Raw genomic sequence first — 14,129 nt, forward strand, 5'->3', positions numbered from 1 at the left:
AGTAATTAACTCCCGCAAATATAAATAAAAAAGCCCGACCTGTCATCTGGACAAGTCGGGCCGTTTAGTGCTCCGTAATAAAATTTTACAACAATGTGTTATTGATTGTTAGTAAAGTTTTAGGCTGTAAATAGCTATAGTAGGTATTGTAACCATATTTTTCAGGGTTATCAATAATCGCCTTCATGGCAATTAAATTGTAAACATAATTTCCGGTTTCGCGGTTAAGCTTCATCCTGAAATAATTGTCTTCGCTTTGCGCGCGGATGGCTTTGGCTAGTTTAATAGAGCCATTATTGTAAGCCGCTGCGGCTAAGGTCCAGCTTTTAAACTCGCCGTGTAACTCTTTAATGTAGCGGCAGGCAGCAATAGTTGCTTTGCGTACATTAAGGCGCTCGTCGATACCGTGTCCAACTTTTAATCCATAAGTACGCGCGGTACCGGGCATAAACTGCCATAATCCGCGGGCGCCTTTTGGTGAGGTGCCTTCGTTTAAGCCCGACTCAACCAACGGCAAATATTTAAAATCCAGTGGAATACCGTACAATTTTAAAATTGGCTCGATAATTGGAAATAGTTTGTCGGCCTTGCGTTGCAGGATGTGTGATTGAACATGCTTGTAGGAGTGCCTTTTTATAGAGTTATTGACTTTTCGGTACACTGCATTGTTAACAGGTAGGGCCTCATTTGCGAAGCTGTAATCATTTGCGGTATCGGTATGGTAAGCGATATAATCAGAGATGCGGGGGCTTATTTTTGCCCCGGTTTTAGCAACCGAAGTGCTGCAAATGTTAAGCTTGAAAATGATAGCCAGCACAAGGATTACGGAGCACGTAATTAAGTGTTTGTTAATCATTTTTTTTGTATTCATAGAACGATTCATTTTGGTAAATGCTGTGCAAAGGTATGTTATATAAAGCAGATTGTCAAACACTTATGACCCCCTTAGTGTTTTGAGTTTTTTAAAACAGGCGAAAAATCGGGCTTTAAAGTGGTTTAAACACAGTTTTTAGACCGATGAAAAAAAATGAAAAAAGCAATAAAAATCGCCCCAAAAACCGTACTTTTGCCCCTCACGCTGCGAAAGCGCAAACAAAAAAACTATGGTATTTAAAAGACCAACAAACAGTCGCGACGACAGGAATGGCAGATCAAACGGACCCTCAAAAGGTGGCGATAATAAACGATCTTCTTCCCCCCGTGCAAAGTCTTCAAAAGGCGCGGATAAAACCGGTAATGATGGAACTAAAAAAAGATACTCGAGCGGCCCTGCTGCCGAGCGTAGTTCGTTTTCATCAGGAGCCGAAAAGAAAAGCTTTGGCCCACGCAAGCCTTACTCTGGCCGCCCAACAGGTGGTGGTGACGAAGAAAGGCCAAAAAGAAGCTACGGCAACGAAGCCGGCGGCGATAAAAAAAGCTTTACACCACGTAGTAAACCATACACCGGCCGCCCGTCAGAGGGTGGCGATAGTGAGCGCCCAAGAAAAACCTTTGGTGCTGATAAGAAAGATTTTGCACCACGCAGTAAGCCTTATGGCACCCGTGATGGTGGTAGCGATGACCGCCCGAAAAAGAGTTTTGGTGGCGATGGTACCTTCAACCGTAAACCAAAAGGCGCAGATTTTGGCGATAAACCAAAAAGAACTCCTACAAGTTACGGCAATACCGACAGGCCAACAGGCGACCGTAAGTTTACCGGTTCAAAACCGGTAAGAGGCGAATTTAAAGGTGACGACAGACCAACACGTAAGCCAACTTACGATAAAATAACCCGCGACCGTGATGCACCTGTAAAAACATTACGTGCAAAAAAACCAACCAAAAAAGCTGAGGACGACGGATTGATCCGTTTGAACCGTTATATAGCTAATGCCGGCATCTGCTCTCGCCGTAAGGCCGATGAGTTAATTACGGCAGGTGTGGTGTCTGTGAATGGTATAGTAGTTAGCGAGCTTGGTTTGAAGGTTGACCCCATGAAAGACGAGATCCGTTATAATGGCGAAACCCTTAAACGCGAAAAGAACGTTTACGTATTATTAAATAAGCCAAAGGATTACATTACCACTACCGACGACCCGCAGGAACGCCGTACCGTAATGCAATTGGTTGAAAAAGCCAGCCGCGAGCGCATCTATCCTATAGGCCGTTTGGACCGTAATACTACCGGGTTGTTATTAATGACCAATGATGGTGACCTGGCCGATAAGCTTTCACATCCGCGCAGCAACATTACTAAATTATACCATGTTGAGTTAAGCAAAAGCTTAGCGCAAGGCGATTTGAATAAATTGCTGTTTGGCTTAGAACTGGAAGACGGCCCGATAAAACCGGACTCGGTATCATATGTAACGGGTGGCACAAAAAGAGAAGTTGGTGTACAGATCCACAGCGGCAAAAACCGTATTGTGCGCCGTATGTTTGAACACCTGGGCTACGAAGTGGTAAAATTAGATAGGGTGGTATATGCCAATCTTACCAAGAAAGACCTGCCACGCGGCCGCTGGCGCTTCCTTGACGAAAAGGAAGTTATCCAATTGAAGCATTTGATAAAATAAGCCTCACCCCAACCCCTCTCCTCCGCAGGAGTCCTTCGGACAAAAAAGAGGGGCTTTAAATATTACATTAAGAAACGCCCCGCACTCCGGAGCGTTTCTTTTTATATATTATTCCTAACTTGCACTTATAAACCAATATGTTCCGTCAAGTCATGAAAATTTTATTGCAAATAGTTATGCTGATATCGCCCATACTTACTGTTGCGCAAAAAAAGGGGGCAGCGCCTAAAGTGTTTGACCTGGTAATAGGCACCTTTACCGGCGATGCGCCAACGGCAAGTAAAGGGATATACGTTTACCGGTTTTATGAGGAAAGCGGCAAGGTTGCTTATTTAAGCGAGATTGAAACACAAAACCCTTCGTTTTTGGCCGTAAGTGCTAATCAGCAGTTTATATATGCGGTTAATGAGAATAATGGCGCCACCCCAAGTACGGTAAGCGCGTTTAAATTCACCAAATCAACCGGTAAATTAGAATTATTAAATACCCAGCCTTCAATAGGTTCGCCGGCTTATATCTCGGTTGATAAAGCTCAGAAAAATGTATTCATCGCAAATTATGGCGGCGGTAGCCTGCAGGTATACCCCGTTAATAAAGATGGGTCATTAGGTGCGTCATCACAAACCATCCAGAATGCAGGCTCGGGGCCAAATTCTGCCAGGCAATTGCAACCGCACGTACACTCGGCGGTATTATCGCCGGATGATAAATACCTGCTGGCCGCTGACCTGGGTACCGATAAAATAAACATCTTCCGCTATAAAGCATCAAAGAACCCACCGCTTACTCCGGCAGATGTGCCCTTCTTTCAAACGGCAGGCGGCTCTGGCCCGCGCCACAGCGAGTTTGCCCCTAACGGTAAGTTTATGTATAACATACAGGAAATTACGGCTACCATCACCGCGTTTAGCTATGATGGCGGCGATCTGAAAGAGCTGCAAACCATAAACATGATGCCCAATGATTTTAAAGGAACAAACGGCGCTGCCGATATCCATGTATCGCCCGACGGGATGTTTTTATACGCCACCAACAGGGGCACCGTTAACGAGATCTTTGTTTATGCTATAGACCAGGCTACCGGCAAACTAACAGCTGTGAGCCATTATCCTACCGGCAACAACCCGCGTAACTTTGTGATAGACCCTACGGGTAATTACGTACTGGTCGGCAGCTCGAACCGGGTGATTGTTTTTAAGGTGAACAAAGCCACCGGTAAGTTAACGCAGATCAATTCAGCCATTAATATGGAGTCGGCGGTTTGTTTAAAAATGATACCGGTAGAATAACCGGGTTAAACCGCTTGCGTTTTACCTTTTAGCCGTGTAAGTAAATAATCTGCCAATAACAGGATTACAACTATTACCAGGGCCATTAAATATATGGGCGGTATGGAGTGGGTATAATTAATAGCATCAACTATCCGGTTTTTATGAGCAGTGTTTTGCGTCGACGAATTAGCTACAAATAGCAACAGAAAGAACACAACCATCATTGCGGCAATGCCATACCAGGCTTTACGGGTAATTATTGGCTTATAAACAGCGGCATGTTTGTCCGCTGCTATTTGGGCCATAACATTGGCTGTAAAATTAAACGCCGGGCCCACTGCTTCTTCCTGTTGTAACAAAGCTTTCAGGGCTGTTTCGCGCTGCAGGTCCGCCTCAATGGTTTTCATTACCGATGCGGTAAAATCCACCGCCGGATTTTCGTCAGCGGCCAGCTTTATAATTTTTCTAAAGCGATCCTTTTTATCAGCCTTCATTCTTAATCTCCTTTTCGTTATCCAGCAAAAACTTCAATTTATGCTCTAAAACCTTGCGTGCCCTAAACAGCTTGATCTTGATGTTTGGGTTTGACATGCCGGTGATCTCTTGTATCTCTTTAATGGGCAGGTCGTTTATATAATATAGTGTAACCAGCGTAGCATCAATTGGCGGTAACCTATCGATCGCCTGTTTAACATAGTGTTTTACCTGTTTTGCCTGCAGCTGGTCAAACTGATCGGGCAAATCATCAGCTATCTCATCAACCTCTAAATCCATACCAACGGTTTCTACCCGTTTATCATTTAAACGCGTTACTGCCGTGCGGTAGGTTATGGTGTACAACCAGGTAGAAAACTTTGATTTACCTTCAAATTTATCAATTTGCCGGTAAGCTTTTATAAAACTATCCTGGGCAATATCATTTGCTTCATCGGCATCGCGCAAAATTTTTATGGCGATACTGTAAACCATATCCTTATACCGGTTAACCAAAAACGCAAATGAGGCGGCATCGCCACTTTGGGTTTTCTCTATATAATACAGGTCATCGGTATGCGCCATTACCCATGTGACTAAAAAAACCGGGAGTTGGTTACAAAAAAGAAATTTTAATTATTTTGTATCCGGTTGTATTGTTTTGCTGTCATATGGGGGTAAGCAATTAAATAACAACATTTAAATAAATAAAGATCATGCAAGAAGTAACCAGAGACGCCATAGTATCCATCACCCTGTTTGCCGCTGTATTTGGCATGGTGTACGTGTTTTTAATAACCCGCCACCGCGAGCGGATGATCATATTAGAAAAGAGCATAGATTACCCTTTCCCGGTCACCAACTTTAATAACATCACGCTAAAATGCGGCATGCTGCTGTCGGGCGTGGCCATAGGCTTTTTAATAATATATGTATTACAGGCCTGTGGTGTTTATAGCGACCTTATCTCGGTAGCAATGGTATGTTTATTTGGCGGGATAAGTTTAATAGCCAGCTACATTATAGTGGAGAAAAAAACCAAACAATTAAAATAATCCAATACCTGCTGCAAGCGGGTAATTAACAAAGCACTTAATTAACAAAAGTAAAGGCGCCCTCAGGCTGCTTGCCGGGTGCCCTTTGCCTAATATTTTATCATGAAACGCATCGCACAAAACCTACAGACCCTATTAATTACTGCCCTGCTTTTGTCAGGACCGGCACTGATGGCCCAAACCAAAACAGATACCACGGCCAAACTAAAGGTTAACGACTTAAAGGAAGTTACCATAAAGGCCGATAAGCCAATAATTAAACAGGAGGTAGACCGTATTACCTACGACCTGCAGGCCGACCCCCAAAGTAAATTTAGCAACGTGCTGGAGATGATGCGCAAAGTGCCTTTTGTTACAGTAGACGGTAATGAAAACATTATGCTTAAAGGGAATGCCAGCTATAAGATACTGATAAACGGCAAGCCATCAAGCCTGATGGAGCGCGATGCCAAAAGCATATTGCGCAGCATGCCGGCATCAACCATACAACGGATAGAAGTTTATACCACACCGCCGGCGAAATATGATGCCGAGGGCCTGGGAGGGATTATCAACATCATCACCAATAAAAAACTGGTTGATGGCTATAACGGCACCCTAAACATCAGCGAGCGCACCCCAACGGGGCCGGGCGCAGGTGCATCTTTTACAGCAAAGGCCGGTAAGTTTGGCCTGTCGGTATTTAGTGGCGGCAATCTCAACGATAATCCAACTACCACGACATTAAACACCCGTACAACAACGGGTACTAACCCCACAAATCTTAACCAGCAAGGCAACACCCGCTCTGATAGTAAAAACGCGTACCTGGGAACGGAGCTGAGCTATGAGATAGATCCATATAACCTGGTATCGGCGCAGTTTAATATTAATGGCAGCCGCAATAATGGCTTTAGCGACCAACGCTCGGTATTGAACCAAAGCGCGGGAAGCATCACCTACAATATAGACAATGCCAGCGCTAATACGGGAAAAGGTATAGATGCAGGGGTAAACTATCAGTTAGGGTTTAAAAATGATAAAATGAGATTACTTACTTTCTCTTATCGATATTTTAAATATAACGCAAGTAATCATAATGATATCGCTTTCAGCAACCGCATTAACTATGCGGATCCTGATTATAACCAGGAAAACTTTGGCTACGCATCCGAGCAGACCGGCCAGGTGGACCTTGTGCAGGGGTTTAAAAAATGGACGGTCGAAGCCGGAATAAAAAGCATTTTCAGGGATAACTCAAGCGATTTCCAATCGAACGTGTTTAACGCCGGGACCGGCAACTTTGATCGCGTTGCTGCCTTATCTAACCAATACAGCAGCACCCAAAACATATTGGCGGCTTATAATACCTGGCGGTATTCTTCAAAAAAATTAGAGGTTAAAGCCGGGATCCGTTTAGAGCATACTACTACCGATGCTGATTTTATATCTACCTCATCGGCAGCGCATCAACAGTATTTGAATTTGCTGCCATCTATCGCCATTAATATCCCTTTGGATGTTACAAGCGGGCTTAACCTGGGATTTAGTCAGCGTTTAAAGCGCCCGGGTATCAATAAATTAAATCCGTTTGTTGATCGCTCTAATCCCAACTTTTACTCGTCTGGTAACCCTGAGTTAAGCCGGTCAATAGTAAGCGACCTGCGGCTGGGGTATAGCCTGTCAAAAAAAGCCAGCTTAAACTTAAGCGTTTTTTATGATTTCGGTAAAAACCTTGACCTGTTGGTTTCCACGCTTGATCCGGCTACCAACATAACCTACAGTACTTATAAAAACACCGGGTCGGTTTTTGGAATAGGCAACGCTATCAGCTTTAGCTACCCGATATCTAAACGCTGGGACATCAGCATTAACACCAACGCCATGTATTTTGAGATACAGGGCCCGGTTGACGGCGGAACAAGCAAACGCAGATTTGTGGTTTTTAGCAGTTTTTCATCCTCCAATTATAATATTAATGATACCTGGCGCGTAGGGGCATCCGTTGCTGTTAATGGCCGCAACCCTACGGGCTTGCAGGGCTCTACTAACGGTTCTGTAAGCCCGTCGGTTTATGGCAGCAAACAACTCATAAAAAATAAATTATCCTTATCAGCATCCATGAGCAATCCATTTACTAAATACCGCGATGCCATGACCGAAACCAAAGGATCAAACTTTACACAAACCATTAGTAATCAAAACTATTTCAGAACATTTAACTTCAGCCTCAATTATAATTTCGGCAAATTGAAGGAATCCATCAAAAAAACCAAAAGAGGTATTAATAATGATGACGGAGCGCGGTAAGTATCATAATGGAAATCGCTTTAAGATAGGGGGCTCCGCTGGAGCCGTTAAAGATCTTGGGTATTTACTATAAACAGGTAGTTCCTCCGGAACTCCTTTTTTAAGAACTCCGGAGGAGTAGCCTGTTTATAGCAAGGAAAGGCGCAGTGGCAGGCTCCAGCGGAGCCTCCTTAAACGATTTTAATTTTTAAAAAGCGATTTCCCTGTATCAGATTATTTACAGCATGGGTTGGGTTGATTTGCTATCTTGCATTAACCAATTGCCTAACTTATTATGAAAAAGCTGATTATAGTATTGTCGTTGCTATCGCCACTGTTTGGGTTTTCACAACAAATAGCCAAAACGTATGACCTGTTACTGGGTGGTTATACGCCCGCCGGCCAGGACAAGGGGATCTCGGTTTACCGCTTTGATTCTGAAACGGGTAAAGTAAGTTTGTTAAGCCAGGTTGCAGGGTCTTTAAACCCCGACTTTTTAGCGCTAAGCAATGATAATAAATTTGTTTATGCCTGCAATGTTGGTGTTAAAACCAGTGTAGAGGGCGAGGTAAGCGCGTTTAAGTTTGATAAAGCTACAGGCAAATTAACGCTGATAAATAAAGTAGCCGGCGGTGGTAACAACCCGGTGCATATCAGCATTGATAAAGATGGTAAGAATGTGCTGGTATCTTATTATTCCAGCGGTAGCGTAACAGTGCTGCCTGTAAATAAAGATGGATCAATAGGCGCGGTTTCGCAGACTATCCAATACGCCGGATCCGGGCCGCATAAAAACCAGAAAGGCCCGCATGTGCATATGACAAAGTTCTCGGACGACGGCAAGACGGTTTTTGTTGCCGATTTAGGGACCGACAGAATATTGATCTACAATTACGATAACACCAGGGCCCAACCCTTAACCCCTGCCGATCCGGCCGTTGAGCTGATGTCGCCTGCTGACGGGCCGCGCCACATAGAGTTCTCGCCGGATAAAAAGTTTTTGTATGTTATCCAGGAGCTGAGCGCTAATGTAAGGGTATATAAATATGATAAAGGAAAGCTGGCTTTTGTGCAAACCATTAACATGATGCCCGAGGGCTATGATAAAAATGGTGGTGCAGATCTGCATGTGTCGCCTGATGGTAATTTCCTGTATGCATCTGTACGTGGCGATGCTGATAAGGTAGTGCTGTACGCTGTAAATAAACAAAATGGCAGGCTGACTTATATCGACAAATATGATGTAAGCAAAGCGCCCCGCGGCTTTACCGTAGACCCAACCGGCAACTTTTTAATTAGTGCAGGCCAGGATGGTAATACCATTGACTTTTTTAAAATAGACAAAGCTACCGGCAAGCTATCCCTTACCGATACTAAAATATCATTGGCGCAGGTTACCTGTTTAAAATGGGTAGCGGTAGATTAATTAAAGAAGTTTAAAATATTTTGGGGGGACAATCGTCTGTTAGCTATGTACTCAACCTTATTAGCTTTACATTCACTAACCCGCTGGCTGGTATTGGGCAGTTTGGTGTTGGCAATTTTTCGCGCTTACCGGGGCTGGCTGTTTAATAAACCCTGGTTAAAGTTTGATGATACAACGCGCCATATCGCGGCTACTATGGCGCACATTCAGTTTTTGTTGGGCGTGACTTTATATTTTATCAGCCCTATCGTAAGTTATTTCCTTCATAATTTTAGTACAGCCGTGCATGAGCGGGCCATCAGGTTTTTTGGGATGGAGCACGTCACCATGATGTTGATAGGTATTGGCATTATCAGTACAGTATCTGCAAAAGCAAAAAACAAACCTACCGACCAACAGAAGTTTAAATTCCTGGCCGTTTGGTATACCATTGCCCTGCTTATTATATTGAGCTCAATACCCTGGTCGTTTTCGCCGTTAATTAGCCGGCCAAATTTCAGGCCGATATGGTAAAACAAAAAAGGCCGCTTTTAAGCGGCCTTTTGTTATTTAAAGATAATAGCGTTTTTATGAACGGGCAAGCAATTCGTCCAAATTGCCCAAGCCCATGGTAAAGCCTTCTTTGAAGCCCATACCCACTATTTGAGCCATATCCGCTTCGGTATCAAATGATAGTTGGATATCTACTTTTGATCCGGTAGCAGTGGCGCTAAATACATTACGCCAATACATAGGCGGGAAGCTTTTATCAATGTTGCCACCCTCGTCGCAAAAGGCGGCGGTTGCATCAAAGCTTTGGCCCGGTGTAATGGCGGTAAAATCCACACGGCACCAGGCCTTCTCGCCAGTAGGGCCGGCCATACAGTATAGCCAAAACCCGCCTACGGTAAAGTCCATAGTTTTAGTTATGGCGCGCCATGGTTTAGGTGCCCACCACTTATCTAATTGTTCGGCCTCTGTCCAGGCTCTCCATACTTTATCAACCGGCGCGATAAATTCGCGGGTTATATTTAACTGCCTGTTGTTTGCGTCTTTTTCAATTTTGGTTTCGTGTGTCATAATTATTGTTTTAAAGGTCTGCTAATAGATCATCTAATTGGTTAAAGCGGTCCTCCCACATTTTGCGGAAAGTATCCAGCCATTTGTCTACTTCTTTCATTTTATTTGCGTTTACATGGTAATATATTTCGCGGCCATTTTGCTTTTGCGATACGGCTTCACACTCGGCCAGGATCTGGATATGTTTGGATACCGCCTGACGCGTGCTGTTAAAATGCTCGGCAAGGGCGTTAGGTGTCATGGCCTGTATAGCCAGCAGGGTTAATATCGCGCGGCGCGTGGGGTCGGCTATTGCCTGGTAAATATCTCTTCTCATTTTATTTGCAACTGATTGATTGCAAATGTATGCGCAATTAATCAGTTGCGCAAATTTATTTTCATTTATTTTCTTGGGACTGAAATAGCGGGAGTATAACCGGGTTAATTAAAATTAATTTTTACTTTTATGAACCAAGTTAAACCAATATACTATGCCTGTTCCCCATAAACTAAGAGCCCTAAGCTTTTTATTAATAGCATCGGCTACAATTTTAAATGTAAAAATAGCATCGGCCCAAACGGCGGTTAACCTAAAGGGCTTTAATAAAACCAGCGGTGTGGTAATAAAAACTACCGGCTCAAAAATAGACCTGAGCTGGCCCACCGGCGCGGCCCAACATGGCCGTGTAGTTTTAGATCTTGATAAAAACAACCCGTTATTTAAAAGTATACAAGCTACCAGTAAAGGCATTTACAAAGAAGTAGCCAGTAACCTTAATCCCGAGTTTATCCTCACCATAGGCAAACGGGACCTGATCTCACAAAACGGCTGGAACATCTTTTTCGACCGTGTGCCTACAAAACCCTTTAAAGCTTACCACGCCGAAATGATAGATAAGCAAAACGCTTCGGTAAAAACAGCCGGTTCGCGCACTATTGTAAGTTTAGGGAATATTCAGGCCGATAGATTTAGCGGGCATATTGAAATGACTTTCTACAACGGTAGCCCTTTGTTTAATGTGGCTGCGGTTATGTCAACAGGGATAGATTCTACCGCTGTTGTGTATGATGCCGGTTTGGTAAGCAATAACCCCAGCTGGAGTAAAATCGGCTGGGCAAAAACAGACGATAAATTTAACAATATCGAATTTAATGCGGCCGATAGCAGCAGAAACGTAATGGTAAAATATCGCACGATAATAGGCCAAACAGCTAATGGGAGCCTCGCGGTTTTCCCGGCGCCACACCAGTATTTTTACCCGCTGGATGAAGCCTTTAACCTGAAATTTACCTGGTATGGCACCAATTACCGCAAACTGATACCGGGCTATGGTATAGGCATTCGCCAGGATCTTTATGGCGATCGTAGATTTGTGCCATGGTTCAACGCCCCTCCGGGAACTAAGCAACGGATGAATTTTTTCTGCATGGTTAGCGTGGCTGATGGTGCAGGTGTTTTATCGGACGTAAAGAAATTTACCCGCAATGATAAATACCAGCCTTTGCCGGGTTACAAAACCATGGCCAGCCATTTCCATAATGAATATACCACTACAGTATTATTAAAAGGCAAGCCGGCCGAGGATGAGCCGGAATATGTGCGCGTATTTAAAAACTTAGGGGTTAACATCGTTCACCTGGCCGAGTTCCACGGCGCGGGCCATCCAAAAGGACCGGACGAATCGCGGTTAAAAGAACTAAACACGTTGTTTAAAGAATGCGAAAAAGAATCGCATGGCAACTTCCTGCTGCTGCCCGGCGAAGAACCTAATGAGTTTTTTGGCGGCCATTGGCTGGAGTTTTTCCCTAAACCGGTTTACTGGGTCATGTCGCGTAAGGATGGTGTGCCATTTGTGGCTGATGATGCCCGTTACGGCAACGTATATCATATCCGCGACAAAGATGATATGCTGAAGCTATTGGAAACAGAGAACGGCCTGGCCTGGACCGCCCATGCCCGCACTAAAGGATCAACCGGTTATCCTGACAAGTATAAAGATGAAGCATTTTATAAATCAGCTCATTTTAACGGCGCGGCCTGGAAAAACATTCCCGGCGATCTATCAACCGAAAGAATGGGCCGCAGGGTCTTTGAGCTGATGGACGATATGAACAACTGGGGCCTGAAGAAAAAGGTGCTGGCCGAGTCAGACATATTTACCATCACCCAGGAAAACGAAATGTACGCCCATGTAAACGTTAACTACCTTAAAATGGATAAGCTGCCTGAGTTTAAAAATGGCTGGCAGCCCGTATTGGATGTATTAAAAAGCGGTAATTTCTTCGCCACAAGCGGCGAGGTGCTGTTACCAACGTTTAAAGTTAATGGTGCCGAAGCAGGATCAACCATAAAAGTAAAAGATCCGGCCAAAGCGATGGTAGATTTCTCGGTTAAATGGACTTACCCGCTAAACTTTGCCGAACTGATAACCGGCGATGGCAAAAACGTTTATCACCAACGTATCAACCTAAATAATACTACGGCTTTTGGCGATAAGAGCTTCCATGTACCGGTAAATTTAAAGGGTAAGAAATGGATCCGCCTGGAAGTTTGGGATGCGGCGGTTAACGGGGCATTTACGCAAACGGTTTGGTTAAATTAGTGAAGTTATAATCTATATCAAAATGAAGCGCTTTGTTTTAATCCTTTTATTAATACTAACCGGTAATTTTTTTGTTTCGGCAAAAAACTGGTATGTTTCGGGTACCGGTAACGATGTTAATGATGGTACAACGCCCGCCGGAGCTTTCAGAAATTTGCAAAAAGCAGAAAGCGTAGTACAACCCGGCGATATTGTCTGGGTGGGCAATGGTATTTATACTAATGATGATAAAGTTAGCGCGGTGCTTTCTATAACCAGGCCAGGCAAACCAGGCGCGTGGATAACCTGGAAAGCTATGCCAGGCCAACATCCTCAAATAAAACCTACTGGCTGGGCAGGAATAAGCATAACAACGTCATACCAAATATTAGACGGCCTTACTGTTACCGGCGCTAATGATGCTATTGTATTGCTGGATGCCCAGGAAGATGCAAAGAAAACTACCCCGAACCCATATTTTAACACCAATGGTATATTTATAAATGGTCGCCCGTGCAAGCCTGATGACAAGCCACACCATAATATCATCCGCAACTGTGTGGTAAATAACTGCCCCGGCGGCGGTATCTGTGCTATTGAAACCGATTATGTCACGATACAAGATTCCCGGGTTTTTAATAATGCCTGGTTTATGCGCTATGGCGGGTCGGGGATTACCACATTGCTAAACTGGGCCTATGACGCTGCGCCGGGTTATCATGTCATTATCCAACGTAATTATGTTTGGAACAATAAAACAATGGTACCATGGGAGCAGATAGGTAAGCTTAGTGATGGCAATGGTATTATCCTTGATGTTACCGATCAGGAAGAAAACGGAGCAACGAACCCCAACGCCGATGCTGTTGTTAAAACGCAAAGCGTAACACCCGCTCCTGCCGCAAAACCAAAAAGGCCGGAGTGGAAGGGCCGGGCACTTATTGCCAATAATTTAAGTGCTTATAATGGTGGCTCGGGCATACATACATTCCGCACTAAGTATGTAGACATTGTTAATAATACTACTTATAGCAACGGATCGAACGTTGGCTACGCAGAAATGTTTGCAAACCATAGCGAAGACATTGTATTCTTAAATAACATTATAGTACCCCGCCCCGGTGGTAAAGTAACCAGTAATAATAATAAAAACGTTAACATCAGCTGGGATTATAACCTGTATCCGGTTGTTCAGAATTTATTTAAAGCGGAACATGATATTGTTGCTGATCCAAAATTTATAGCAATAGAAGCTGATTTTAATAAAAGTAATTTTGGTTTAGCTAAAGGCAGTCCTGGCCTTAACTCGGCATCTGGCGAATTGCCGCAGCCTACTGACATAAGTGGCAAACCGCGCCCCAAATTACATGGCCGCGATCGGGGAGCGTTTGAGCAATAGTTACATTTGGTTTAAGCGTTCATAAGAAAGCAACTATCTATTTAAATTGTAACAATTAACT

The 14,129-nt window shown here is 43.9% G+C and carries 13 protein-coding genes; 8 read left to right on the forward strand and 5 right to left on the reverse strand.

All coding sequences use genetic code 11. The features are described from left to right. Positions 1 to 85 precede the first annotated feature (85 nt). Positions 86 to 871, reverse strand: coding sequence for a lytic transglycosylase domain-containing protein (locus ABIB50_RS05425; protein WP_429377917.1), 786 nt, complete (start codon positions 869 to 871; stop codon positions 86 to 88). Positions 872 to 1,103: 232 nt separating this feature from the next. Here ABIB50_RS05425 and ABIB50_RS05430 point away from each other — a divergent pair, with 232 nt between their 5' ends. Both ABIB50_RS05430 and ABIB50_RS05435 read left to right on the forward strand, forming a co-directional pair. Beyond that, positions 1,104 to 2,555 carry a pseudouridine synthase gene (locus tag ABIB50_RS05430; RefSeq protein ID WP_429377919.1) on the forward strand — a complete coding sequence of 484 codons (1,452 nt, stop codon included), beginning with the start codon at positions 1,104 to 1,106 and terminating at the stop codon, positions 2,553 to 2,555. Between the two features lie 137 nt (positions 2,556 to 2,692). Further along, positions 2,693 to 3,844 (forward strand): lactonase family protein, encoded by a 1,152-nt coding sequence (locus ABIB50_RS05435; RefSeq protein ID WP_429377921.1) that lies wholly within the window; start codon positions 2,693 to 2,695, stop codon positions 3,842 to 3,844. Between the two features lie 5 nt (positions 3,845 to 3,849). On the opposite strand, the gene ABIB50_RS05440 is transcribed toward ABIB50_RS05435, so the two are convergent. Continuing rightward, positions 3,850 to 4,320 (reverse strand): hypothetical protein, encoded by a 471-nt coding sequence (locus ABIB50_RS05440; RefSeq protein ID WP_429377922.1) that lies wholly within the window; start codon positions 4,318 to 4,320, stop codon positions 3,850 to 3,852. After that, positions 4,310 to 4,885 (reverse strand): RNA polymerase sigma factor, encoded by a 576-nt coding sequence (locus tag ABIB50_RS05445; RefSeq protein WP_429377924.1) that lies wholly within the window; start codon positions 4,883 to 4,885, stop codon positions 4,310 to 4,312. Before ABIB50_RS05445 ends, ABIB50_RS05440 begins: the two co-directional genes overlap by 11 nt. 131 nt (positions 4,886 to 5,016) lie before the next feature. On the opposite strand from ABIB50_RS05445, the gene ABIB50_RS05450 reads away from it, so the two are divergent. The 4 genes from ABIB50_RS05450 (at position 5,017) to ABIB50_RS05465 (ending at position 9,562) form a co-directional block, all read left to right on the forward strand. Continuing rightward, positions 5,017 to 5,355 (forward strand): DUF6249 domain-containing protein, encoded by a 339-nt coding sequence (locus tag ABIB50_RS05450; protein ID WP_429377926.1) that lies wholly within the window; start codon positions 5,017 to 5,019, stop codon positions 5,353 to 5,355. A gap of 102 nt (positions 5,356 to 5,457) precedes the next feature. After that, a complete protein-coding gene (locus tag ABIB50_RS05455; RefSeq protein WP_429377927.1) occupies positions 5,458 to 7,644 on the forward strand; it encodes an outer membrane beta-barrel protein in 2,187 nt (728 codons plus the stop codon). 274 nt (positions 7,645 to 7,918) lie between these two features. After that, the gene (locus ABIB50_RS05460; protein ID WP_429377929.1) at positions 7,919 to 9,049 is read left to right on the forward strand and encodes a lactonase family protein; all 1,131 of its coding nucleotides are present in this window, start codon (positions 7,919 to 7,921) and stop codon (positions 9,047 to 9,049) included. Between the two features lie 45 nt (positions 9,050 to 9,094). Continuing rightward, the gene (locus ABIB50_RS05465; protein WP_429377931.1) at positions 9,095 to 9,562 is read left to right on the forward strand and encodes a hypothetical protein; all 468 of its coding nucleotides are present in this window, start codon (positions 9,095 to 9,097) and stop codon (positions 9,560 to 9,562) included. A 54-nt stretch (positions 9,563 to 9,616) separates the two neighbouring features. On the opposite strand, the gene ABIB50_RS05470 is transcribed toward ABIB50_RS05465, so the two are convergent. Both ABIB50_RS05470 and ABIB50_RS05475 read right to left on the reverse strand, forming a co-directional pair. Then, positions 9,617 to 10,108: an SRPBCC family protein gene (locus tag ABIB50_RS05470; RefSeq protein ID WP_429377932.1), complete on the reverse strand. Its 492-nt coding sequence runs from the start codon at positions 10,106 to 10,108 to the stop codon at positions 9,617 to 9,619. Positions 10,109 to 10,118: 10 nt separating this feature from the next. Further along, on the reverse strand, positions 10,119 to 10,424 hold the full coding sequence (locus ABIB50_RS05475) for an ArsR/SmtB family transcription factor (protein WP_429377933.1): 306 nt from the start codon (positions 10,422 to 10,424) through the stop codon (positions 10,119 to 10,121). A 154-nt stretch (positions 10,425 to 10,578) separates the two neighbouring features. Between ABIB50_RS05475 and ABIB50_RS05480 the strand changes: the two genes are divergently transcribed. Together ABIB50_RS05480 and ABIB50_RS05485 are read left to right on the forward strand one after the other, a co-directional pair. Further along, positions 10,579 to 12,690 (forward strand): hypothetical protein, encoded by a 2,112-nt coding sequence (locus tag ABIB50_RS05480; protein WP_429377934.1) that lies wholly within the window; start codon positions 10,579 to 10,581, stop codon positions 12,688 to 12,690. Between the two features lie 22 nt (positions 12,691 to 12,712). After that, positions 12,713 to 14,068 carry a right-handed parallel beta-helix repeat-containing protein gene (locus ABIB50_RS05485; RefSeq protein WP_429377936.1) on the forward strand — a complete coding sequence of 452 codons (1,356 nt, stop codon included), beginning with the start codon at positions 12,713 to 12,715 and terminating at the stop codon, positions 14,066 to 14,068. The last annotated feature ends 61 nt before the right edge of the window (positions 14,069 to 14,129 follow it).

The organism is Mucilaginibacter sp. UYCu711, assembly GCF_050433825.1.
In the GTDB taxonomy this organism is placed as follows: Bacteria; Bacteroidota; Bacteroidia; order Sphingobacteriales; family Sphingobacteriaceae; genus Mucilaginibacter.

Bases quoted from the DNA above. Each gene is read 5' to 3' on its own strand.
- ABIB50_RS05425 (WP_429377917.1), bottom strand. From the start codon at position 871: ATGAATACAAAAAAAATGATTAACAAACACTTAATTACGTGCTCCGTA.
- ABIB50_RS05430 (WP_429377919.1), top strand. From the start codon at position 1,104: ATGGTATTTAAAAGACCAACAAACAGTCGCGACGACAGGAATGGCAGA.
- ABIB50_RS05435 (WP_429377921.1), top strand. From the start codon at position 2,693: ATGTTCCGTCAAGTCATGAAAATTTTATTGCAAATAGTTATGCTGATA.
- ABIB50_RS05440 (WP_429377922.1), bottom strand. From the start codon at position 4,320: ATGAAGGCTGATAAAAAGGATCGCTTTAGAAAAATTATAAAGCTGGCC.
- ABIB50_RS05445 (WP_429377924.1), bottom strand. From the start codon at position 4,885: ATGGCGCATACCGATGACCTGTATTATATAGAGAAAACCCAAAGTGGC.
- ABIB50_RS05450 (WP_429377926.1), top strand. From the start codon at position 5,017: ATGCAAGAAGTAACCAGAGACGCCATAGTATCCATCACCCTGTTTGCC.
- ABIB50_RS05455 (WP_429377927.1), top strand. From the start codon at position 5,458: ATGAAACGCATCGCACAAAACCTACAGACCCTATTAATTACTGCCCTG.
- ABIB50_RS05460 (WP_429377929.1), top strand. From the start codon at position 7,919: ATGAAAAAGCTGATTATAGTATTGTCGTTGCTATCGCCACTGTTTGGG.
- ABIB50_RS05465 (WP_429377931.1), top strand. From the start codon at position 9,095: ATGTACTCAACCTTATTAGCTTTACATTCACTAACCCGCTGGCTGGTA.
- ABIB50_RS05470 (WP_429377932.1), bottom strand. From the start codon at position 10,108: ATGACACACGAAACCAAAATTGAAAAAGACGCAAACAACAGGCAGTTA.
- ABIB50_RS05475 (WP_429377933.1), bottom strand. From the start codon at position 10,424: ATGAGAAGAGATATTTACCAGGCAATAGCCGACCCCACGCGCCGCGCG.
- ABIB50_RS05480 (WP_429377934.1), top strand. From the start codon at position 10,579: ATGCCTGTTCCCCATAAACTAAGAGCCCTAAGCTTTTTATTAATAGCA.
- ABIB50_RS05485 (WP_429377936.1), top strand. From the start codon at position 12,713: ATGAAGCGCTTTGTTTTAATCCTTTTATTAATACTAACCGGTAATTTT.